The sequence below is a fragment of the Isoptericola hypogeus genome (genome assembly GCF_039531145.1).
GTDB classification, from domain to species: Bacteria; Actinomycetota; Actinomycetes; order Actinomycetales; family Cellulomonadaceae; genus Isoptericola; species Isoptericola hypogeus.
Genome location: NZ_BAAAPM010000004.1, coordinates 217,078 through 237,955, shown reverse-complemented (window position 1 = coordinate 237,955; position 20,878 = coordinate 217,078). Strand labels below are relative to the sequence as shown.

Sequence of the window (20,878 nt, the reverse complement as noted above, 5' to 3'; positions counted from 1 at the left end):
CGTCAGCCTTCCTCGTGACGGGCGGAGCCCGTGGTGTCGTCAGTAGTCTCGCCCGCAGTCGGGTCGTCCGCCCCGCCCGGGCCGTCGCCCTCGTCGGCGTCGAGCCGCTTGAGCTCGACCTCGACCTTGCCCTTGCGCACGTCCGCGACCCGGACGCGCGAGCCGTCGTCGAGCACCAGCAGGGCGTCGGACGCCGCGTCGGTCCCGCCGTCTGCCGCACCGTCCGCGACGTCGACCAGGCGGCCGGAGACCGTCGCGCCGTCGTGCAGCCGGAGCGTGACCAGCCGCGTGCGGGCCCGCCTGAAGTGGCGGACCTCGGTGAGCGGTCGCGAGGTGCCGGGCGTCGAGACCTCGAGCGTGTAGGCGCCGTTCACCACGTCCCGCTCGTCGAGCGCCGCGGACAGCGCGCGGGAGGTGTCGCCGAGGGTGTCGGAGTCGAGGCTGCCGACGGCGTCCTCCGGCAGGTCGACGGTGACGCGCACGACGGACCGGCTCCCCGCGCGGGTCACCGCGACGTCCTCGAGGAAGAGCCCCGCGCCGTCGACCACCGGTGCGACGACCGCCCGCACCGCCTCCGCCGTCGTGCGGCCGTGCTGCGTTGCCATCGCTGCCTCCCGTGGGTTCACGCCGTGTGCTCCCCGCGCCGGGACGTCCCGCGGCCGGTGTGTCGTTGTGCAGCGTCCAGCGTAACGAACCTGGCGGACCGCACGAACCGCAACGGGCCCCTGGGGCACCCGACGGCGCCCCGCCGGACGAACGTCACACCCGCCGGTGGCGGCACTCCACCCGCCCGCCGCGGGCGTGACATCATCGGGCTCGATGGACGCGCACCACTCCCCCGGACCGGCCGGCCGGAGCCGGCACCGTCGCCGGCGCTCGTCGGCGGTGCTCGGCGTGCTCCTGGTCGCCGGGCTGACCGCCGGGTGCGGCGTGCGGCTGGAGGCCCCGCCGGTGGCCGAGCCCGTGCCGGACGCCCTCGAGATCGTGCGGCGCACCGCGGTCTCCGACGCGCTGCTCGTCGCCGAGCGTGCCGAGGCCGCGCTGGAGGCGACCCCCTCCGGCCGGGAGCGGTTGATCACGGAGCTGACCCGGATCGCGGCCGACTCGCGCGTCCAGGCGACAGAGCTCGGCGGCGTCTACGACTCGGGCCTCGCGACCGACGAGCCGACGGGCAGCCCGGCGGGCTCGCCGTCGCAGGAGTCCGGCAACGTGCCCGACGTGGTGCAGGCGCTCGTGGACGCCGCCGCCCGCAGCCGGACCGCGGCGGGTACCACCACCGACGGCCCCCTCGCCCGCCTGCTCGCGTCGGTCGGCGCCGCCCAGACCGTGTCGGCCGGACGGCTGGCGGACCTCGCGGATGTGGCCGGGCCGGAGCCGCTCGACCCGCAGGTCCCCGAGCCCACCGGCGAGGGCCGGGCGGCCGAGGAGGCGACGCCGGGCGGGACGCCGTCGGCCGAGGCGTCGCCCATGCCGTCCGCCGACGCGACGAACACCGCGGAGGCCGTCCCCGAGGGGCTCACCGCAGAGCAGCTGAGCACGCTCGTGGCCTCGGAGGACGCCACCGGTTACGCCCTGCGGCTGCGCGCCGCGATCGCGGACGGCACCCGGCGCGCACGCCTCCTCGCGCGGGCGGGAGCCCACGACGACCGCGCCCTCGGCTGGGCCCTCGTGGCCGGCACGCAGGACAGCGCGCAGGACCCGCGCCGCGCCGCGTACACCGTGCCGCGGGTCGACGACCAGGGGGACAAGGCGCTGGTGCGCACCCTCGAGGACGGGCTCGCCACCGACTACGCCACGCTGGTCGGCACGACCGCCGCCGGGACCCGCGGCGTGCTGGTGGACCTGCTCGTGGACGCGGCGGTCGGGCTCGACGACTGGGGCGCCGAGCCCGAACCGTTCCCGGGCCTCCCCGAGCAGGAGTAGCGCGAGGGGGCCGCGGCTCAGGCGCCGAGCAGCTCCTCGACGCGCCGCGCGACGACGCCGACGGCATCGGCCACCGGCACCTGCTCCGCCTGGCCCGCGCGCGGGCGCACCTCGACCACGCCGTCGGCGAGACCGCGCCCGACGACGACCAGCAGCGGCACGCCCAGCAGCTCGGCGTCCGCGAACTTCACCCCGGGCGAGACCTTGGGCCGGTCGTCGTAGATCACCTCGACGCCGGCGTCGGTCAGGCCCGTCGCGATCCGCTCGGCGGCCTCGAAGACGTCCGAGCCCTTCCCTGTCGCCACGACGTGCACGTGCGCGGGCGCGACGTGCGCCGGCCACGCCAGACCCTTCTCGTCGTGGTTGCCCTCGGCGATGGCGGCGACCGCGCGGGTGACCCCGATGCCGTACGAGCCCATCGTGACCGTCACGGCCTTGCCGTTCTCGTCGAGCACCTTGAGGTCGAGCGCCTCGGCGAACTTGCGGCCGAGCTGGAACACGTGGCCCATCTCGATCCCGCGCGCGGTCTCGAGGACGCCGTCGCCGTTCGGGCACGGGTCTCCCGCCCACACCTCGGCCACCTCGATGGTGCCGTCGGCGGTGAAGTCCCGGCCCGCGACCAGGTCGATCACGTGCCGGCCGGGCTCGTCCGCGCCGGTGACCCACCGGGAGCCGGACACGACCCGCGGGTCGACGAGGTAGCGGATCTTCGAGGCGCTCTCCTCGCCGAGCGCGCCGGGGCCGATGTAGCCCTTCGCGAGCTCCGGGTGCGCCGCGAAGTCCTCGTCGCCGAACGGGGCGAACTCCGCCGGGTAGAACGCCGCCTCCATGCGCTTGACGTCGACCTCCCGGTCGCCCGGGACGCCGATGGCGATCGCGTCGACCTGGCCGTCCGGGTGCGTCAGACGGAACAGCACGTTCTTCAGGGTGTCGGCGCCGGTCCACGGGCGGTCGGCGCGCGCGAAACGCTCGTTCAGGTGGTCGACCAGGGAGTCGATGGTGGGCGTGCCGGGCGTGTCCTCGGCGTGCGCCGCGGGCGTGCCGTCGTAGGGCACCGGCTCCGGCACCGGGAGGCGCGCCGCCTCGACGTTGGCCGCGTACCCGCACGTGCGGCACTCGACGTACGTGTCCTCGCCGATCGCGGACTTGGCGAGGAACTCCTCCGACCGCGACCCGCCCATCGCACCCGCGTGGGCGGAGACGACGACGTACTCGAAGCCCAGGCGGTCGAAGATGCGCTGGTACGCGCCGCGGTGGTTCGCGTAGCTGGCGTCCAGCCCGGCGTCGTCGACGTCGAAGGAGTAGGAGTCCTTCATGATGAACTCGCGCCCGCGGATCAGGCCGGCGCGCGGGCGGGCCTCGTCGCGGTACTTGGTCTGGACCTGGTACAGCGCCAGGGGCAGGTCCTTGTACGACGAGTACAGGTCCTTCACGAGCAGGGTGAACATCTCCTCGTGCGTGGGCGCCAGGAGGTAGTCGGCCTGCTTGCGGTCCTGCAGGCGGAAGAGGTTGGGCCCGTACTCCGTCCAGCGGCCGGACGCCTCGTAGGGCTCGCGCGGCAGCAGCGCAGGGAAGTGCACCTCCTGCGCGCCGATCGCGTCCATCTCCTCGCGGACGATCCCCTCGACCTTGGCGAGCACCCGCAGGCCGAGCGGGAGCCACGTGTAGATCCCGGGCGCCGCGCGGCGGATGTAGCCCGCACGCACGAGCAGCCGGTGGCTGGCGACCTCGGCGTCGGCCGGGTCCTCGCGCAGCGTGCGGACGAAGAGGCGGGACAGGCGGAGCAGGTCGCCCTTGTGCTGGCGGGCGGACGCGATCGACATGGGGGCAAGCCTAACGGCGCGCCGACGCAGCGATTGTCGGTGTCGGCGACTGCGGGCAGCATGGGCCCATGCCCGAGCTGCCGGAGGTCCAGGCGCTGGCCGAGTTCCTCGCCGAGCGCACGACCGGGCACGCCGTCGTCGCCGCCGACGTCGCCGCCATCGCCGCTCTCAAGACCTTCGACCCGCCCGTCACCGCGCTCGTCGGGCGCACCGTCACCGGCTGGACGCGCCACGGCAAGTGGCTCGACATGAGCGCCGCGGCCGGCGACGGGGACCGGATCCACCTGATGTTCCATCTCTCCCGCGGCGGGTGGGTGCGCTGGAAGGAGACGGCGCCGACGACGCCCGTCAGGCCGCGGATGGGCGGGTCGTCGCGCGGTCCCGCGCTCGCGCTGCGCGTGCGGCTCGACGACGGGTCGGGCTTCGACCTCACGGAGGCCGGCACCCGCAAGCGGCTGGCGGTGCACGTCGTGCGCGACCCGCAGGAGATCGAGCAGGTGCGCACGCTCGGGGTCGACCCGCTGTCGGACGCCTTCACCCCGGCCGCCGTGGCGGCCCTCCTCGAGGCGAAGAACCAGCAGGTCAAGGGCCTGCTCCGCGACCAGCGCGCGATCGCCGGCATCGGCAACGCCTACTCCGACGAGATCCTCCACGTCGCGCGGTTCTCGCCGTTCAAGCTCTCCCGGTCGTTCACCGACGACGAGGTCCGGGCACTGCACGACGCGACCGTGACCACCCTGCGCGACGCGGTCGCGACGTCGTCGGGCAAGCCCGCCGCCGAGCTCAAGGACGCCAAGCGCGCCGGCATGCGCGTGCACGGCCGCACCGGCCTGCCCTGCCCCGTGTGCGGGGACGCCGTCCGCGAGGTGAGCTTCGCCGACCGGTCGCTCCAGTACTGCGCCACCTGCCAGACGGGCGGCCAGGTCCTCGCCGACCGCCGGATGTCGCGGCTGCTGAAGTAGCCCGTCCGCGCAGGTCAGGCGCTCGCGACCGCCTGGCGCGACGCGACGAACGCGTCCACGCAGGCGCGCACCTGCTCCGGCGTGTGCGCGGCGGACAGCTGGACCCGGATCCGGGCCTTGCCGCGCGGCACCACCGGGTAGCTGAACGCCGTGACGTACACGCCGCGCTGCTGCATCGCGTCGGCCGTGCGCGCCGCGAGCACGGCGTCGCCGAACATCACCGGGACGATCGGGTGCTCGCCGGGCAGCAGGTCGAAGCCCGCGTCGGTCATGAGCCGGCGGAACAGGGCGGCGTTCTCGGTCAGCCGCGCCCGCAGGTCGCCCGAGCGCTCGACGAGGTCGAGCGCCGTGAGCGTGCCGGCCACGATCATGGGCGCGAGCGTGTTGGAGAACAGGTACGGCCGCGCACGCTGGCGCAGCAGGTCGACGATCTCGGAGTGCGCCGCGACGTACCCGCCGGACGCCCCGCCCAGGGCCTTGCCGAACGTGCCGGTGAGGATGTCCACCCGGTCGGCCACCCCGCACAGCTCGGGCGTGCCCCGCCCGCCGGGGCCCATGAACCCCACCGCGTGCGAGTCGTCGACCAGCACCAGGGCCTCGTAGCGGTCGGCCAGGTCGCAGATCTCGCGCAGCGGGGCGAGGTAGCCGTCCATCGAGAACACGCCGTCGGTGACGATCACGACGTGCCGGGCGCCGCCGTCGCGGGCCGCGGTCAGCTGCGCCTCGAGGTCCGCCATGTCCCGGTTGCGGTAGCGGAAGCGGGCCGCCTTGGACAGCCGGATCCCGTCGATGATCGACGCGTGGTTGAGCTCGTCGGAGACGATCGCGTCCTGCGGCCCGAACAGCGTCTCGAAGACTCCTCCGTTGGCGTCGAAGCAGGACGAGAACAGGATCGCGTCGTCCGTCTCGAGGAAGCCGGCCAGGCGCCGTTCGAGCTCGGTGTGCTGGTCCTGGGTACCGCAGATGAACCGCACGCTGGCCAGCCCGTAGCCCCAGGTGTCGAGGGCGTCGCGCGCGGCGGCGAGGATGCGCGGGTCGTCGGCGAGGCCGAGGTAGTTGTTGGCGCAGAAGTTGAGCAGCTCGGCGCCGTCGGCCCGGATGCGAGCCCCCTGCGGCCCGGCGATGCCGCGCTCGTGCTTGGTCAGACCCGCCCGGTCGATCTCGGCGAGCTGGCTCGCCACGTGCTCCTGGAACGTCCCGTACATCACCGCGCCGCCTTCCCGTCGCCCGACCAGTCCGTCCAGTCGAGCACCACCTTGCCGCCGTGCGCCGACGCCGCGGCCGCGAAGCCGTCGGCCCAGCGGCTCGCCGGCAGCCGGTCCGTCACCACCGACGCGATCGCCGAGCGCAGCGTGGCGCTCGTGCGCAGCATCGAGTCCATCGCCTGCCAGGTCTCGAACATCTCGCGGCCGTAGATCCCCTTGAGGGTGAGCATGTGCGTCACGACCGTGCCCCAGTCGACCGCGACGGGCTCCGACGGCAGGCCCAGCATCGCGATGCGCCCGCCGTGGTTCATGTTCGCGATCATCTCCGGCAGCGCCCCCGGCGCGCCGCTCATCTCGAAGCCCACGTCGAAGCCCTCGCGCAGGCCGAGCTCCCGCTGGGCGTCGGCCACCCGGGCGGTGCGCACGTCGAGCGCCGCGTCGGCGCCCATCGCCTTCGCCATCTCGAGCCGGGCCGGGCTGACGTCCGTCCCGACCACGAGGTGCGCGCCCGCGTGCCGGGCCACGGCGATCGCCATGAGGCCGATCGGACCGCACCCGGACACGAGGACGTCCTCCCCGATGACCGGGAACGCCAGCGCGGTGTGCACGGCGTTGCCCAGCGGGTCGAAGACCGCGGCCACGTCGAGGTCGACGTCGGCGTGGTGCACCCACACGTTGGTCGCCGGCAGGACGACGTACTCGGCGAACGCGCCGTCGCGATGCAGGCCGAGGCCCTGGGTGCGGATGCACATCTGGCGGCGCCCGGCGCGGCAGTTGCGGCACGTCCCGCAGACGATGTGACCCTCGCCGGAGACGAGGTCGCCCACGGCGACGTCGTGCACCAGCTCGCCCACCTCGACGACCTCGCCCACGAACTCGTGCCCGGGCACCAGGGGCGCGGCGATCGTGGAGGCCGCCCAGTCGTCCCAGCGCTCGATGTGCAGATCCGTGCCGCAGATGCCGGTGCGCAGCACGCGGATCTTCACGTCGGCGATCCCCGCGGTCGGCTCCGGCCGCTCCACGAGCTCCAGCCCGGGACCCGGGCCGGGCTTGAACAGTGCTCTCATGCAGTAATCTCCCCGGCACCCGTCGTCGCGCGCGTCGTCGCTTGCGTCATCACGGGGGGAACTGTCTCACGATCCGGATCCGCGGCGGCAACTCGCGAGGCGACCCGCGCGCCCGGCTGCCCGGCGTCGAAGTACGCCACGGCCTCGGGGTCGAGCAGCGGGACGTCGAGGGCGCACCCCGACCCGCGCAGCGACTCCGTCGCGCGGATCCCCGCGGCGACCGCCTCGCGCGCGGCCACCGGCGAGGTCGACGTCGTCCCGCCCTCGGCGACGAACCGCACGAACTCCGACACCAGCGCGACGTCCGCCCCGCCGTGCCCGCCCGACGCCTCGGGGACCACGAACACCTCGTCCGGCTCGGCCCGACCGCGGTGCCGGCGGTCCCACAGGTGCACCTCGGCCCCCGACGTGTCGCCCATGTTCTCGATCCGCCCGTGCGTGCCGATCACGGTGTAGTTGCGCCAGTAGTCGGGCGTGAAGTGGCACTGCTGGTACGACGCGAGCACCCCGTTGCCCAGCAGCATGTTCACCTGCGAGACGTCCTCCACGTCGACGACCGGGTGCACCTCCTGCTCCGTCGGGGGCCAGTTGTCGAGGGAGAACCAGTCGGGCATGCGCTCGCCGGAGCGGTCCCGCCGCCCGGTCAGGCCGGCGTACAGGCTCGCCGCCCCCACGGCCTGCACCCGCGCGGAGTAGGCGCCCGCGAGCCAGTGGATGACGTCCAGGTCGTGCGCGCCCTTCTGCAGCAGCAGGCCGACCGACCGGGACCGGTCCGCGTGCCAGTCCTTGAAGTAGAAGTCCCCGCCGTGGCCCACGAAGTGCCGGCACCAGACCGCCTTCACCTCGCCGATGCGCCCGGCCGCGACGAGCTCGCGCATGAGGACCACGACCGGCATGTGCCGCATGTTGTGGCCCACGTACAGCCTGCTCCCGGTGCGGCGGGCCATGGCCAGCATGGCGTCGGTGTCCTCGAGCGACGTGGCGAGCGGCTTCTCGCAGAACACCGCGACGCCGGCCTCCAGCGCCCGCAGGGTCGGCCCGACGTGCCGGTCGTCCGGGGTCAGGACCATCGCGGCGTCGACGCCGGCCAGGGCCTCGTCGAGGTCCGTCGTCAGCAGGGCGCCCGGGAAGTCCGCGCCCGCCTTGGCCAGCGCCGTCTCGCTCGGGTCGCACACCGCCGCGACCACCGAGCCGTCGCCGGGCCGGTGCGCCTCGCGCGCCACGCTCCCGCGCAGGCCGTAGCCCACGACGGCGATCCTCAGGTCCGTCGGTGCCCCCGGGGTCGTCCCCATCAGACCAGGCCGTTCGCGCGCCGCAGGCGCGGCGAGGCCAGCACCTGTGCGGCGAGGGCGGCGCCGTCGTCGTCGCGCAAGGTCGTCGGGTCCACCTCCGGCTCCGGCAGCGCGAGCGCGGCGATCCGGTCGTCGAACGACGGGTCGTACCTCAGGCCCCACCGGGCGAAGAACGTGCGCAGGTCGCGCCCCGCGGCCTTGGAGTAGTACAACGCCAGCATCCCGAGCCGGTAGTCGTTGTCCGAGTAGTCCCCGGAGTCGGGCTGCTCCTCCCGGACCAGCTTGTGCACGGCCGGTTGGAACTGGTCCCCGAACGCCAGGCGCAGCTGCTCGAACATCACGAGCTTCTCCATCACGGTGAACGTGGTGAGGAAGTCGACGTCGGGGGTGCCGATCTTGGGCGGCGCGGACTCCCAGACGGGCACGCCGTCGTTCTCCGGCACGTGCAGCCGCGGTGCCTGCCCGTACTTGGCGAAGGCCGCGTTCACCGCCAGCGAGTAGAGGTTGACCGTCACCTCGGTGAGGTCGGTCGGCTTGTACACGGTCTGCTGGTGCTGGTGGCCGAGCTCGTGGTACGGCCCCCAGCCGCGCAGCCGCAACGCCTCGACCGTCAGCAGCCGGTCCTGGATCGGGGCCGGGAACAGCATGTGGCCGTGGGTGGCGAACGCACCCACGTTCGCGATGCTCTCCGCGCGCGTGACGAAGTGGTAGCGGTGGGTCAGCCGGGCGTGAGTAGGCGTCTTGTCGTCGAGGCCGGCGACGTTGTCCTCGATCCGGACGATCTCCTCCCAGGTCTCCATCAGCTGGGCGTGGTTCTCGCCGCGCCACCGCAGGGCCGCCTCGCGCTGGATGCTGAGCATCGCGTGCGCGCTGACCAGCTGCACGTACGGCGTCTCGCGCCGGTCGAGCTGGTTCTGGAACTCGTCCTCGGTGGTCTGCCCGTAGATGAAGAACGGCATCGGCTGCGCCGTCGGGCCCAGGGTGGCCTTGAGGTATCCCTTGCTGCCGAGCACCTTCCAGTAGACCGGGCCGCCGTACGGGTCGGCGATCGTGACCCGCCGACCGGTGATCGGGTACGTGCGCGAGGCGCGCTTCTCGACGTCGACCTCGGCGTCCGGAGCCCCGACGACGATGCTGGCGCCCTCCGCGGCGCTGTTCGCGGCGACGGTGACCGTCAGCTCGACGTTCGGCGGGAGGTAGTAGCCGGTGGGGTGCAGGTCGCTGGCGGACAGCGACTGGTACGTGCGCAGGATCTCCACGTCGCGGGCCGAGACCTCGGCGGCCACGAACTGGGTGCGACCGGCGGTCGCCGCCGACATCGCCTCGGCCCGGGGAGCCTGGGTCGCCAGCAGGGCGGTGGCGCCCAGCCCGGCGGCGCCGGCGAGCACGCTCCGGCGCGAGAGGGAACGGGACTGCGGGGTGCTCGACATCGTGGTGCGTCCTTTCGTTCTGCGGATGGGGAGTCGTTCGCGGGCTGGGGTACGCGGGTCGGGTGCTGCCGAGCCTCTCGGAGCCGGCACGCTCACCGGCGAGGGATCGGGTGGTCACCCGGTCGGACGGCGACGGACGAGAGCGCGACCGCGCCGTGCGCGCGGCGGACCGTCACGTACCGGCCCGTGGCGCCCACCTCCACGACGGTCGGACGCCGCACGAGGCCGTCGACGGCGACGCTGGCGGTGACGTCGCCGGCCTCGTCCGCGAGCTCCACGACCACCTCCCGCGTGGCCATCGACTCGGCGTTCCACAGCTCGACCGCGCCGACGGCGCGCTCTGCGCCGAGGTCGACGCGCCACCACGAGCCGCGCTCGTCGGCCGTCGCCGTGTCCGTGCTGGTGTCCCGGTCCAGGGCGACGGCGGCGGCGTCCTGGCGGGACGCGACCTCCGGCGCGCCGTCGGACTGGCCCTCGGCGAGGCGCGAGAGGTCCTCCGTGGTGCGGGCGGTGCTCGCGGCCACCGACGACTGCGTCGCCGCGCACCCGCGCGCGAGGTCGACGGCGCCTGGCCAGACGGTCTCGTCGGCCTCCGCACCGGCGGCGACCGCGACCGCGAGCGCCTCGGGCGGGAGGGCGTCGAGCCGGAGGTGGTCGCCGTCCGAGCCCGAGCCCTCGCCGCCGAGCGCGGGCGCGTCCGTGTCGGTCCAGTTGCCGCGCGACCGGTTACGGACGCCGTACGACGCCCAGTTCGAGAGCCACTTGTAGCCGACGCGCGTGACGACGTTCTCCTCGACCCGAAGGTGCGAGGACTGCTCGTCGAGATAGATCCCGTTCCCGTCGCGCTGCGTCCCGCCGTAGCCCGACCGGTCGATGTGGTTGCGGGCCACGACCGTCCCGGGCTGCGCGCCCTGCGTGTAGATCGCGCCGCCGTCGTGCATGCCGGAGGCCGCGCGCATCACGCCGGTGATGCGGTTCGCCGTGACCCGGTTGTCCCGGAGCACGCTCTCGCGCACCTCGGGCTGGTTCCAGCCCCAGCCCAGCGAGATCCCGGAGTACGGCAGGTCCTCGAGGGTGTTGTGGTCGAGGGTGAGCCCGGCCACGTAGCCGGCCCAGATGCCGACCGCGTCCGTGTACCGCTCGCCGGCGCGGCGCACGACGCAGCGGCTCACCGTGTTGCCCACCGACTGCAGGTCGGCGCCCGGGCGCGGCTCGGTGTCTCCGACGTAGAGCGCGCCCGACCCGACGTCCTCGAACCGCGACCGGGTGATGGCACTGTCCCGGGTGCCGTGCTCCAGGACGGCCCCCGCGCCTGCCAGCCTGGTGAACGTGCAGCCCTCGACCGTGACGTGGCGACCGCGCCGGACCACCAGCGCCGCGGCGGGCTTGGTGTAGAAGCGGCCCGCCATGTCCTCCGGGCCCTCGGGGCCGGTCAGGGTGAGGCCGGCCTGCGCGCCGATGTACCCCTCGTCGGTCACGCTCTGCGCGTAGGCGGCGTGGGCGAACGCCAGGCCCTCGAGCCGGACGTGGGCCGCCCCGTCGAGCACGAGCAGGTTCTCGGTCACCGGCACGACGGCGTCGGACCCCTCCAGGTCCTGACCGGGGAGCGGCAGGTAGGTGACGGTCCGCGCGACGGGGTCCCAGACGTGGTCGCCGGGCTCGGTCAGGAGCTCGATCGCATTCTCCACGACGATGCCCCCGGCGAACTGGCGCCCGTCGACGGCGGTGGTGTCCCAGTACGGACCGACCCGCCCGGTGCCTCCCGTGGCGTTGGTCCAGCACGGCTCGGGGAACGTCATGACGTCCCCCTCGACCCCGGCGACAGGGAGGTGGAACGTGCGCCACCGGACCTTGACGACGCACGTGACGGCCTCCGGGCGCGTCCACCGGTCGATGCCGAACGCCCGCGCGCCGGTGAGGCCCGCCTCCACCGCGAAGCTGACGTGCGCCGGCTGCGGGGCGCTGCGGGCGCGGGGGCTGCGGCGGCCGTCGACGAACAGGTCGGTCGGGGTGATGCCGTCCGGGACGGTCGCCAGCCAGCGCCCGTCGTCGCCGGGGCGCCACCGGAGCGGAACGCCTCCGCAGAGCAGCGCACCGGGCCCGGACCACGTCACGGTCCGGCGCTCGTCGCCAGAGTGCTCGGGGCCGAGGCGCACCGGCTCGGCGAGCCGGTAGGTCCCGGCGGCCAGGCGGACCTCGACGTCCCGGTCGGGTTGCTCCGCGAGCGCCGAGGCGAGCCGGTCGGCGGTCTCCGGGAGCGACTCGTGCGGGGCGACGCGGAGCACCACGGGCACCGCCAGGCCGGTCGTGTCGGTCGTGGGGGCGGTCATCGGGGCCCTTCTGGTGCGGTCGCGCCGTCCCAGGGGACGAACGAGGCGAGGTCGGTGGTGGTCTCGGCGCCGTCGTCGGCCCAGCGCACCCGCACGGCGGTGCCCTCGACGGCGACGTCGACGACGTCGTCCAGGTCCGCGGACGCGAGGTCCTCCGCCGTCGAGCCGGGATCGAGCCGGAGCAGGTGGAGCGCGACGTGGACGTGGTCGCCGGCCGGCTGCGTGCCGGTGACGTACGGCGTGGCGGAGCAGGTGCCGAGGGCGTTGGTGCCCTCGTCGCGGCGCAGGCCGGAGCCCGCGTACCCGTGCAGCGGAGCGACGGCGGAGAGCACGCCACGGGCGCCCCGCGCCCAGCGACCCCCGCCGGCCCAGGTGCCCGACTCCGGCGGCGCGTCGGCCGCGACGGCGTGCGCGCCCTCGCGCACGGTCCGCTCCTGGGCCGTGCGGACGAGGTGGCAGCGCACCTCCCACGGCCCGTGGACCACGCTGACCGTGCGGACGGCGGCGCCGGGGACCGGCCGGCGGTCGAGGTGCGGCAGGTGCACGGAGCCGCTGACGGGGCCGTCGACCCGGATCCCGCGCAGGTGGGTGCGGCGTGAGGCCGTCCCGTCCGCGTCGAGGATCGCGAGGTGGCCGTCCACGTTCGCGGCGAACGCCTCCCCCGTGCCGGGCGCGGTGTGCGTGGAGTAGGACAGCTTGGCGTAGTGCGGGTCGTCCACGTCGGGGGTCGGGTCGAACGCCATCGTGCCGTGGTCCGACCCGTGGTTCACGAGCCGGCTCACGCCGCCGGCGCGCACGACCGTCCACCCGAGGTCACGGAGGGGCATGACGTCGTCGGCCACCTCGCCGTCCTGCTCGACGGCGGTCCACACCTCGGCCTCGGGCGGCAGCGCCAGCCCGAGGAACCCGACGCCTGCGTAGTACGGCGACCCGAAGCCGCTGTACGACTGGGTGGTGCCGTCGTGCGGCCCGTACCAGCCGAGCGAGGGCGGGCCGTGGGTGCCGACCCCGTGGTCGACGAAGTCCTTGAGCACGCCCGACGCGAGGCGCCGCCACCGGCCCGGGGCCAGCGGGGACACGCCGGAGATCTCGGCGCACCAGCCGGCCGCCAGCGCGGCCGTGCGGTAGGTGAGGGACCGCCCCACGTGCAGCAGCGCCCCGTCCGGCGCGACGAACCGCTCGAACGACGCGGTGAACGCGGCGAGCCGCTCGAGGTGCCGCTCGCCCTCGGCGGTGCCCGTCGCGTCGTTCATCCGGTACCAGGCCCACAGATACGGGTGGATGGCCCAGGCGCTGTAGTAGTCGAACCGGTGCTCGGGGCCGTCGGTGTACCAGCCGTCGCCCACGTACCAGCCCTCGACGCGCGCCACGCGGCGCGCGCCGTGCCCGGGCGTCTCCTCCCCGACGGAGCGGAGGAACCCCTCCGCCATCGCGGGGAAGAGCTGCCAGTTGTTCTCCCAGGCGTCGAGGCGCGCGTGGTGGCGCAGCCACCGGGCGACCTGATCCTTCTCCGCCGGCGCCAGCGGGTCCCACAGGCGCGCCCGGGCGAGATGCAGCGCGAACGCCGCGTTGGCCGTCTCGACCAGCGGCTGGGTCAGGCCGACCAGGGGCGGACGGCACGTGACGGCGAGCGGCCACTCCTCCGGCCCGCCCGGCGTGGTCCCGGCGACGAGGGCGTCGCGGTACCAGGCGGCGATGGCGGCGGCCGCGGCGTCGTCCGGTGCCGCACCCGCGATGCGGGCGGCGGCCAGGACCATGCTGCGGCAGACCGTCTCCATGCTCTCCCGGCGCTCGCCGTCGCGGGTGACCCGGCCCGGCAGTCGCGGGAGCGCGCGACCTGGCGAGGCGTGGTCCCGGACCCACCCGAGCCAGTGGTCCGCGACGCCCGACCAGTGGTCCCGGGTCCAGCCCGTGACCGGGGCGGCGAGGGCGTCGGCTCCTGGCAGCCGGAGGGAGCGGGTCACGCCGCGAGGCCCTGCTCGTACTCGCCGCGGATGGTGTCGCCGCCCTTGGACGCCCAGGTCGCGATCGCCTTCTCGAGGTCTTTCATCGTCTTCCGGCCGGCGATGACCTCCTGGGCGGTGTCGGAGACTGGCTGCGACAGCGTTCCGCCCTTGTCGGTGTTGGTGGGGCTGTAGATGCTCGCGACGGGGTTGGGCACCGAGATCGGGATCAGGGCGGAGTACCCGCCGTGCACGGCCCGGGTCTGGTCCTCGTGGCCGGGGAAGTAGACGGCCTGCTGCGGCGCGGCGAGGTACTTCCACGGCACGGCCACGTCGGACAGCCCGCGGTCCGTCGGGATCGGGTTGTTGCCCGCGTCCATGTCGTAGTCGACGCCCTCGACGCCGTAGTTGAGCAGGAGGTACTCCTCGGAACCGAACGGAGCGGCGAGGAAGTTCGCGACCCGCAGGACCCGCTCGATCTGCTCGGGCTCACCCTTCTTGAGCATGACCGGGCTGAACAGGACGTTGTCCTGGTGGGTCTGGGCGGCGCCGCCGTCGTGGCCGAACGGGACGAACGGGGCCGGCGCGAACGTGTCGCTCGCCGAGGGCGCGTAGGTGGCGTACCCGGGGAGGCCGTCGTAGATGATCGCGGTCTGGCCGCCGACGAACTTGTTGACCATCTGGTTCTTCTCCCAGGCCTCCGAGCCCGGGACGAAGTACCCCGCCTCGCGCACGCCCGCGACGTACTCGATCATCGCGAGGTACTCGTCGGTCTCGAAGTCCTTGACGAGCTTGCCGCCGTCGACCCGCCACTCGTAGGGCACGCGGAAGACGTGGCGGAAGGGCGTCAGCCCGAAGCTGGTGGACCCGAGCGCCCACCGGTTGCGCGACGGGTCGGTCAGCTCGCCGAGCAGGTCGAAGAACGTGTCGGCGTCCGCGATCTCGGCGGTGTCGGTCACGCCGACCTCCTCGAGCCGCTTCGCGTTGAAGAAGCCGGAACCGCCCGTCACGGCGCGCGGGATGGGGAGGTAGTAGAGCTTCCCGGCCATGACGCACTGCTCCCAGAACAGCTCGGGGATCGCCGCGAGGTTGGGGTACGCCTCGATCGCGTCGCCGCCCAGGTGCGGGGTGAGGTCCTCGCACGCCTTGTCCAGGAAGCCCGCGTGGTCCTGCATCGTGGTCGCGTACAGCATCATGTCCGGAAGGTCCCCGCCGGCGACGGTGGTCGAGAACCGCGACTCGTAGTCGGCGTCGGAGACGGCGTTGATGTCGAGCGTGCCGCCGAGCCGCTTCTCGACCTCCTGCCACGCGGGGTTGTCGGCGCGGCCGTTGGGCACCGTCGCGAAGAACATCGAGATGGCGCTGATCGTCTCCCCGGTCAGCGGGACGTCGCTGACCGACCGGAACGGCTCCGGGTAGGAGAAGAAGCCGGGCGGGACGCCGTCGGCGGTCCCCGGGAGGTCGGGGGTCAGCCCCTGGAGCGGCACGTGCTTCGGGAGGAGGGCGTCCTCGGCGTTGGAGACCTGGCCGGTGCCCTCGGAGCGGGTCCCGCAGGAGGCCAGGGTCACGGCGAGGGCCCCGGCACCGGCCAGCCCGAGGAAGTTTCGGCGCGACAGGGCCGAGGCGGAGATCGCGGCAGACATCTGTGGTGCTCCGTTCGTAGTGAGGATCGTGGCGGCGGCGCAGCGGTACGGCCGGTCAGCCCTTGACCGCGCCCGTGATGACGCCCTTGGTGAAGTAGCGCTGGAGGAAGGGGTAGACGACGACGATCGGGACGAGGCTGACGACGACGACCGCCATCTGGATCGCCTGCGTCGGTGCGGCCATCTCGGAAGCCATGGCCGCGTTGTCCGCGACGGGCTGCCCCAGGAGGACGTACTGCCGCAGGATCATCGACAGCGGCCACTTGTCCATGTCGAGGTAGAGCATGGCGTTGAAGAAGGCGTTCCAGTAGGCGACGCCGTAGAACAGCGAGACGACGGCGAGGACCCCCTTCGAGAGGGGCAGGACCATCGTCAGGAGGATGCGGAAGTCGCCCGCGCCGTCGATCCGCGCGGCTTCGAAGAGCTCCTGCGGCAGCCCCATGAAGAAGCTGCGGACCACGACGAGGTTGAACGCCGAGATCAGCACGGGAAGGACCAGCGCGGCATAGCTGTCGAGCAGCCCGAGCTCACTGACCACGAGGAAGTTCGGGATGATGCCGGCCGAGAAGAACATCGTGAAGAGCACGGACATCAACCAGAAGCGTCCGCCGACCACGCGCGGACGGGAGAGTCCGTAGGCCATCAGCACCGTGAAGGTGACGGAGCAGAGCGTGCCGATGACGGTGATGCCGATGCTGCGCAGCAGCGCGTCGGTGACGACGCCGCCGCTGAGGATCTGCTCGTACGCGGCGAACGTGGGGCTGTCCGGCCACAGGACGAGCCCGTTCTTCTCGACGATCTCCTCCTGCGACGCCAGGCTCGTGGCGAGCACCGCGAACATGGGATAGATCGCGAGGAAGCTGATCGCCGTGAGCGCGAGCCCCTTGAGGGCGGTCGCGGGGAGGCTGGGCTCTTCGTCCCAGACCGGGCGGCGGCTGTTCCTGCGCGCCCGCGGGCGAGGCCGTCGCGGCTCGGCGACGGGGCCCGGCGCGCTCTCGGTGCGGGGGTCGCGGGTCGTGATGGTCATTTGCGGTAGATCCCGTCCTGTCCGAAGAGGTGCGCGAGCTTGTTGGACCCGAGGACGAGGGCGAACCCGATGATGCCCTTGACCAGGCCGACGGCGGTGGCCGGACCCCACTCGCCGTCCTGGATGCCGTGGTAGTAGACCCACGTGTCGAGAACCTCGGCGGCCTCGGGGCCGACGGCGTCGCGCTGCAGGATGATCTGCTCGAACCCGACCGAGAGGATCGTCCCGATCTGGAGGATGAGCAGGAGGATGATGACGGGCATGATGCCCGGGAGGGTCACGTGCCACGTGCGACGCCACTTGCTGGCGCCGTCCATGGCAGCCGCCTCGTAGAGCTCGCTGTTGATGTTGCCCAGCGCCGCGAGAAAGATGATCGTCCCCCAGCCGGCGTCCTTCCAGATGGTCTCGATGACCATGAGGAACGGGAAGAACGCCGGCGAGGTCATCGCCGAGAAGGGCGGGAGGCCCAGGGCCTCGAGCAGGTTCGGCACCACGCCCATCGGGCCGAGGAGCTGGGTGAAGATCGAGACCAGCAGGACCCAGCCGATGAAGTGCGGCAGGTACACGACGCTCTGGACGAAGCTCCGCACCTTCGGGCTCATGATGCTGTTGAGCAGCAGCGCGAGCGCGATCGGCACCGGGAAGAAGAGCACCAGCTGCAGCACCGTGATGACGATGGTGTTGCGCAGCGCGGCGTAGAAGGTCGGGTCGCTGAAGACCGTCGCGAAGTTCTCGAAGCCCACCCAGACGCTGTTGATGAACCCGATGTAGGGCTGGTAGTCAAGGAACGCGATGACGTTGCCGAACAGCGGCAGCCACTGGAACACGGTGAAGTACAGGAAGCCCGGGACGATCATCGCGAGCAGGACCTTGTCGCGGCGGATCCGCGTGAGGAGCGGCACCTTGTGCGCCTGGGGCGGCTTCCCGACCGACCGTGGTCGGCTCGAGCTGCCGACCGTCGTCGGCTCCACTGGCACCGTCGCCATCGCACGTCCTCTCTGTCGCGCCGCGGACCATCATGGTAACCGCTTGCTATGGTTGAGCACCGTAGGGGATGGATTTCTGGGTGTCAACGGGCGAAACAAGCCCGAAAACTAGCAAGCGGTTGCTATCCTTCAGGCTCCACCGCGCAAAGGAGACACATGGGCGACCACCGGCCATCGGCGCTGCTGCTGATGAACGCCGCAACGTACGACGAGGCGTTCCGGGACGACGCCCGCACGGAGCTGGAGACCCTGCTCGACCTCCGTGTGCCCCTCCCCGTGACCCACCTCGACCTTCCCGACGACGTCGTCGAGCGCGTGGAGATCCTGGTGACGAGCTGGGGCGTCCCCCGCCTCGACGACGAGGCGCTCGCCCGCATGCCGAAGCTCCGGGCGATCTTCCACGCGGCGGGGACCATCCGGCCCTTCCTGTCCCCGGGTGCGCTCGAGTCCGGGGTCACCGTGTGCGCCGCGGCCGACGCGAACGCCGGCCCGGTGGCGGAGTTCACCTTCGCCCAGATCATCCTCGCCCTCAAGCGCGTGGGGCGGCTCGCGGACCGGTACCGCACCCAGCGCCGGCCCCGCGACCTCAGCGGCATGCCGGTCCTCGGGACCCACGGGGTCACGGTGGGCGTCGTCGGGGCGTCACGGGTGGGCCGGAAGGTCGTCGAGCGGCTGCACACCATCGACGCGCGCGTGCTCCTCGCCGACCCGTACGTCGAGGCGTCCGAGGCCCGCGAGCTCGGCGCCGAGCCGGTGCCGCTCGACGAGCTGTGCGCCCGCAGCGACGTGGTGACCTTGCACGCACCGCTCACACCCAGCACGATCGGGCTCGTGGGAGAACGACAGCTGGCCCTGATGCGCGACGGCGCCGTCCTGGTGAACACGGCACGGGGGGGCATCGTGGATCACGCGGCGCTGACCCCGCACGTGGTCTCGGGGCGTCTGGACGCCTGGCTCGACGTCACCGATCCCGAGCCCCTGCCTGACGACTCGCCGCTCTGGGACCTGCCGAACGTCGCCCTCACGCCACACCTCGCGGGCGCGCTCGGCAACGAGGTCTCGCGCCTGGGGGACCAGGCGATGGCCGAGCTCCGCCGTTACCTCGACGGGAGGCCGTTGCGGCACCAGATCCAGGCGGCCGACCTCGCGAGGATCGCCTGATGCCGTCCAGCCGGGGCTCCGGGATCACCCTCGCCGACGTCGCCGCGGCCTCGGGCGTCTCGACGGCCACCGTCTCCCGTGTCCTGTCGGGCAACTACCCGGTGGCGACCCGCACCAAGGCGCGTGTGACGGAAGCCGTGGCGGAGCTCGGTTACGTCATGAACGCGAACGCGCGGGCGCTCGCGCGCTCCCGTGCCGCGACGATCGGCATCGTCGTGCAGGACGTCGTCGACCCCTTCTTCGGCTACATCGCCCGCGGCGTGGAGCGTCGTGCCGCTGAGCTCGGTCTCGCCTGCCTGATCATGGCCTCCCAGGGCTCCAAAGAGCGTGAGCTCGAGCTCGTGGACCTGCTGCGCGCCCACCGGGCCGGCGGCGTGATCCTGGTGGGCGGCTCCGCGGACGACCGTGGGTACCGCACCAAGATGGCCCAGCGTGCCCGCGCCCTCGCCGACGAGGGCGGGAACCTGGTGCTGTGCGGGCGGCCGCCCCTGGGCGAGGGCCTCCCCACCCGGAGCGTCAGCTACGACAACGAGGGCGGCGCGTTCGCCATCACCAGTCACCTGCTCGCCCGGGGTCATCGCAGGATCGCGTACGTCGGCGGCCCGCACCGGCTGTCCACCCACACGTTCCGCCTCGCCGGGCACCGCCGAGCCCTGGAGCAGCACGGGGTCGCGTGGGACGACGACCTCGTCCACGTCGGGCAGTTCAGCGCCGCCTTCGGACGCACCACCCTCACCGAGCTGCTGCGCCGAGGGCTCGACGCGACGGCGGTCTTCGCCGCCAACGACGCCGTCGCCGTCGGCGTGTACGAGGCCGCCGAGGACGCGGGGATCTCCGTCCCGCACGACCTCTCCGTGGTCGGCTACGACGACGTCCCCGTCGCCACCCAGCTCCGCCCCCGGCTCAGCACCGTCTCCGTCCCGCTCGAGGAGCTCGGCCGCCGAGCGGCCGAGCTCTGCATCACCGAGTCCGACGCCCCCGACGCCGACTCCATCGTCGGCACCCACCTCGTCCTGCGCGACTCCGTCTCGGCCCCGCGCGAGGCACGGATCCTGCGCGCCGGCTAGCGCCCCGTGCGGGGCGCCCGCCGCCGACGCCTCAGAACAGGACGGTCGCGAAGGTTCCGACCTGCTCGAAACCCACGCGCCGGTACGTGGCCAGAGCGGGAGCGTTGTACGCGTTGACGTACAGGGACACCACGGGCGCGACGTCGCGTCGCGCCGCGACGACGACGGCGGCCATGCCGGGCGCGGCGAGGCCGCGGCCGCGGAGCACCGGGTCGACCCACACGCCCTGCACCTGGGCCACGCCGCCGGCCACGGCGCCGAGCTCGGCCTTGAACACCACCGGGGAACGGGCCGCGGCACCAGCGCCGGGCTCGAGGTGCACGAACGCGCGCCCCTCCGCCACCAGGGACCGCACGCGCAGCGCGTACGCGCTACCCGGGGTCGCCACGGGCGCGTAGCCGACCTCCTCGGCGAACATGCGCACGCACGCGGGCAGCACGACGTCCACGTCGGCGAGGGTGGCGCGGCGCACCAGCGGGTCCGGCTCCACCAGGGGATCGCCGTCGATGGCGAGCGACGGCTGGTCGGGCCGCACCTCGCGGGCGGGCGGCCACACCGCGGCCAGGCGTTCCCAGAGCGCGAGCGCCACGGTCCGCTCTCCCACGATCGACGACGACCGGCGGCCCTGCAGCCGCGCCAGCGCCGCGAAGGCGTCCACGGCGTCGACGGCGTCCTGGCCCGTCACCGCCGGCGGGACGACGGGCACGAGGTTGGCCCCGGACCAGCACACGGCCGCGAGAGGTCCGGTGGCGGGGAAGCCCCACGCCTGCCCGCCCGCGGCCTCGAGGCCGACGAGGGCGGCCACGTCGAGCCGCGCGGCGGCCAGCACGCCCGTCACCGGGTCGAGCGCGCACACACGCCGTGCCTCGTCGAGGTCGTCGGCCGTGAGCAGGCGACCCCGGGGCGTGCCGCGGCGCGGCAGCTCCTCGGGGCGCCCTCGCGCGCGCACCGCCGACCGCCAGCCGCTCATCACGCCCCCATCGCCGTCATGCGCCCAGTCTCCTCCCGCAGGGGTGGTG

The 20,878-nt window shown here is 73.5% G+C and carries 16 protein-coding genes; 4 read left to right on the top strand and 12 right to left on the bottom strand.

The annotated features are described in order from the left end of the window. Window positions 1-2 precede the first annotated feature (2 nt). A complete protein-coding gene (locus ABD254_RS12445; RefSeq protein ID WP_344248732.1) occupies window positions 3-605 on the bottom strand; it encodes a ribosome maturation factor RimP in 603 nt (200 codons plus the stop codon). Window positions 606-819: 214 nt separating this feature from the next. Here ABD254_RS12445 and ABD254_RS12440 point away from each other — a divergent pair, with 214 nt between their 5' ends. Then, complete coding sequence (locus ABD254_RS12440) at window positions 820-1,923, top strand: DUF4439 domain-containing protein (RefSeq protein ID WP_344248731.1); 1,104 nt, start codon at window positions 820-822, stop codon at window positions 1,921-1,923. Between the two features lie 17 nt (window positions 1,924-1,940). Here ABD254_RS12440 and ABD254_RS12435 read toward each other — a convergent pair whose 3' ends face one another. After that, window positions 1,941-3,746, bottom strand: a complete 1,806-nt coding sequence (locus tag ABD254_RS12435; RefSeq protein WP_344248730.1) for a proline--tRNA ligase — start codon at window positions 3,744-3,746, stop codon at window positions 1,941-1,943. Between the two features lie 68 nt (window positions 3,747-3,814). On the opposite strand from ABD254_RS12435, the gene ABD254_RS12430 reads away from it, so the two are divergent. After that, on the top strand, window positions 3,815-4,708 hold the full coding sequence (locus ABD254_RS12430; RefSeq protein ID WP_344248729.1) for an Fpg/Nei family DNA glycosylase: 894 nt from the start codon (window positions 3,815-3,817) through the stop codon (window positions 4,706-4,708). A 14-nt stretch (window positions 4,709-4,722) separates the two neighbouring features. On the opposite strand, the gene ABD254_RS12425 is transcribed toward ABD254_RS12430, so the two are convergent. From ABD254_RS12425 to ABD254_RS12385, 9 genes are all read right to left on the bottom strand, one after another. Then, window positions 4,723-5,913, bottom strand: a complete 1,191-nt coding sequence (locus ABD254_RS12425; protein WP_344248781.1) for a glycine C-acetyltransferase — start codon at window positions 5,911-5,913, stop codon at window positions 4,723-4,725. Next, on the bottom strand, window positions 5,913-6,980 hold the full coding sequence (tdh, locus tag ABD254_RS12420; RefSeq protein WP_344248728.1) for an L-threonine 3-dehydrogenase: 1,068 nt from the start codon (window positions 6,978-6,980) through the stop codon (window positions 5,913-5,915). Before tdh ends, ABD254_RS12425 begins: the two co-directional genes overlap by 1 nt. Next, window positions 6,977-8,272, bottom strand: a complete 1,296-nt coding sequence (locus tag ABD254_RS12415) for a Gfo/Idh/MocA family protein (RefSeq protein ID WP_344248727.1) — start codon at window positions 8,270-8,272, stop codon at window positions 6,977-6,979. The genes tdh and ABD254_RS12415 overlap by 4 nt, the downstream gene beginning before the upstream one ends. Further along, window positions 8,272-9,702 (bottom strand): M60 family metallopeptidase, encoded by a 1,431-nt coding sequence (locus ABD254_RS12410; protein WP_344248726.1) that lies wholly within the window; start codon window positions 9,700-9,702, stop codon window positions 8,272-8,274. The genes ABD254_RS12415 and ABD254_RS12410 overlap by 1 nt, the downstream gene beginning before the upstream one ends. Window positions 9,703-9,794: 92 nt before the next feature. Beyond that, the gene (locus ABD254_RS12405; RefSeq protein ID WP_344248725.1) at window positions 9,795-12,032 is read right to left on the bottom strand and encodes a galactose-binding domain-containing protein; all 2,238 of its coding nucleotides are present in this window, start codon (window positions 12,030-12,032) and stop codon (window positions 9,795-9,797) included. Beyond that, the gene (locus ABD254_RS12400; RefSeq protein ID WP_344248724.1) at window positions 12,029-13,996 is read right to left on the bottom strand and encodes a DUF2264 domain-containing protein; all 1,968 of its coding nucleotides are present in this window, start codon (window positions 13,994-13,996) and stop codon (window positions 12,029-12,031) included. The genes ABD254_RS12405 and ABD254_RS12400 overlap by 4 nt, the downstream gene beginning before the upstream one ends. Beyond that, complete coding sequence (locus ABD254_RS12395; protein ID WP_344248723.1) at window positions 13,993-15,618, bottom strand: extracellular solute-binding protein; 1,626 nt, start codon at window positions 15,616-15,618, stop codon at window positions 13,993-13,995. The genes ABD254_RS12400 and ABD254_RS12395 overlap by 4 nt, the downstream gene beginning before the upstream one ends. A gap of 55 nt (window positions 15,619-15,673) precedes the next feature. Continuing rightward, window positions 15,674-16,645: a carbohydrate ABC transporter permease gene (locus ABD254_RS12390; protein ID WP_344248722.1), complete on the bottom strand. Its 972-nt coding sequence runs from the start codon at window positions 16,643-16,645 to the stop codon at window positions 15,674-15,676. Continuing rightward, window positions 16,642-17,631: an ABC transporter permease gene (locus ABD254_RS12385; protein WP_344248721.1), complete on the bottom strand. Its 990-nt coding sequence runs from the start codon at window positions 17,629-17,631 to the stop codon at window positions 16,642-16,644. The genes ABD254_RS12390 and ABD254_RS12385 overlap by 4 nt, the downstream gene beginning before the upstream one ends. 156 nt (window positions 17,632-17,787) lie before the next feature. Between ABD254_RS12385 and ABD254_RS12380 the strand changes: the two genes are divergently transcribed. Together ABD254_RS12380 and ABD254_RS12375 are read left to right on the top strand one after the other, a co-directional pair. Beyond that, the gene (locus tag ABD254_RS12380; RefSeq protein ID WP_344248720.1) at window positions 17,788-18,792 is read left to right on the top strand and encodes a hydroxyacid dehydrogenase; all 1,005 of its coding nucleotides are present in this window, start codon (window positions 17,788-17,790) and stop codon (window positions 18,790-18,792) included. Then, window positions 18,792-19,859 (top strand): LacI family DNA-binding transcriptional regulator, encoded by a 1,068-nt coding sequence (locus ABD254_RS12375; protein WP_344248719.1) that lies wholly within the window; start codon window positions 18,792-18,794, stop codon window positions 19,857-19,859. Before ABD254_RS12380 ends, ABD254_RS12375 begins: the two co-directional genes overlap by 1 nt. A 31-nt stretch (window positions 19,860-19,890) precedes the next feature. Here ABD254_RS12375 and ABD254_RS12370 read toward each other — a convergent pair whose 3' ends face one another. Then, window positions 19,891-20,829, bottom strand: a complete 939-nt coding sequence (locus ABD254_RS12370) for a GNAT family N-acetyltransferase (RefSeq protein ID WP_344248718.1) — start codon at window positions 20,827-20,829, stop codon at window positions 19,891-19,893. Window positions 20,830-20,878: the final 49 nt, after the last annotated feature.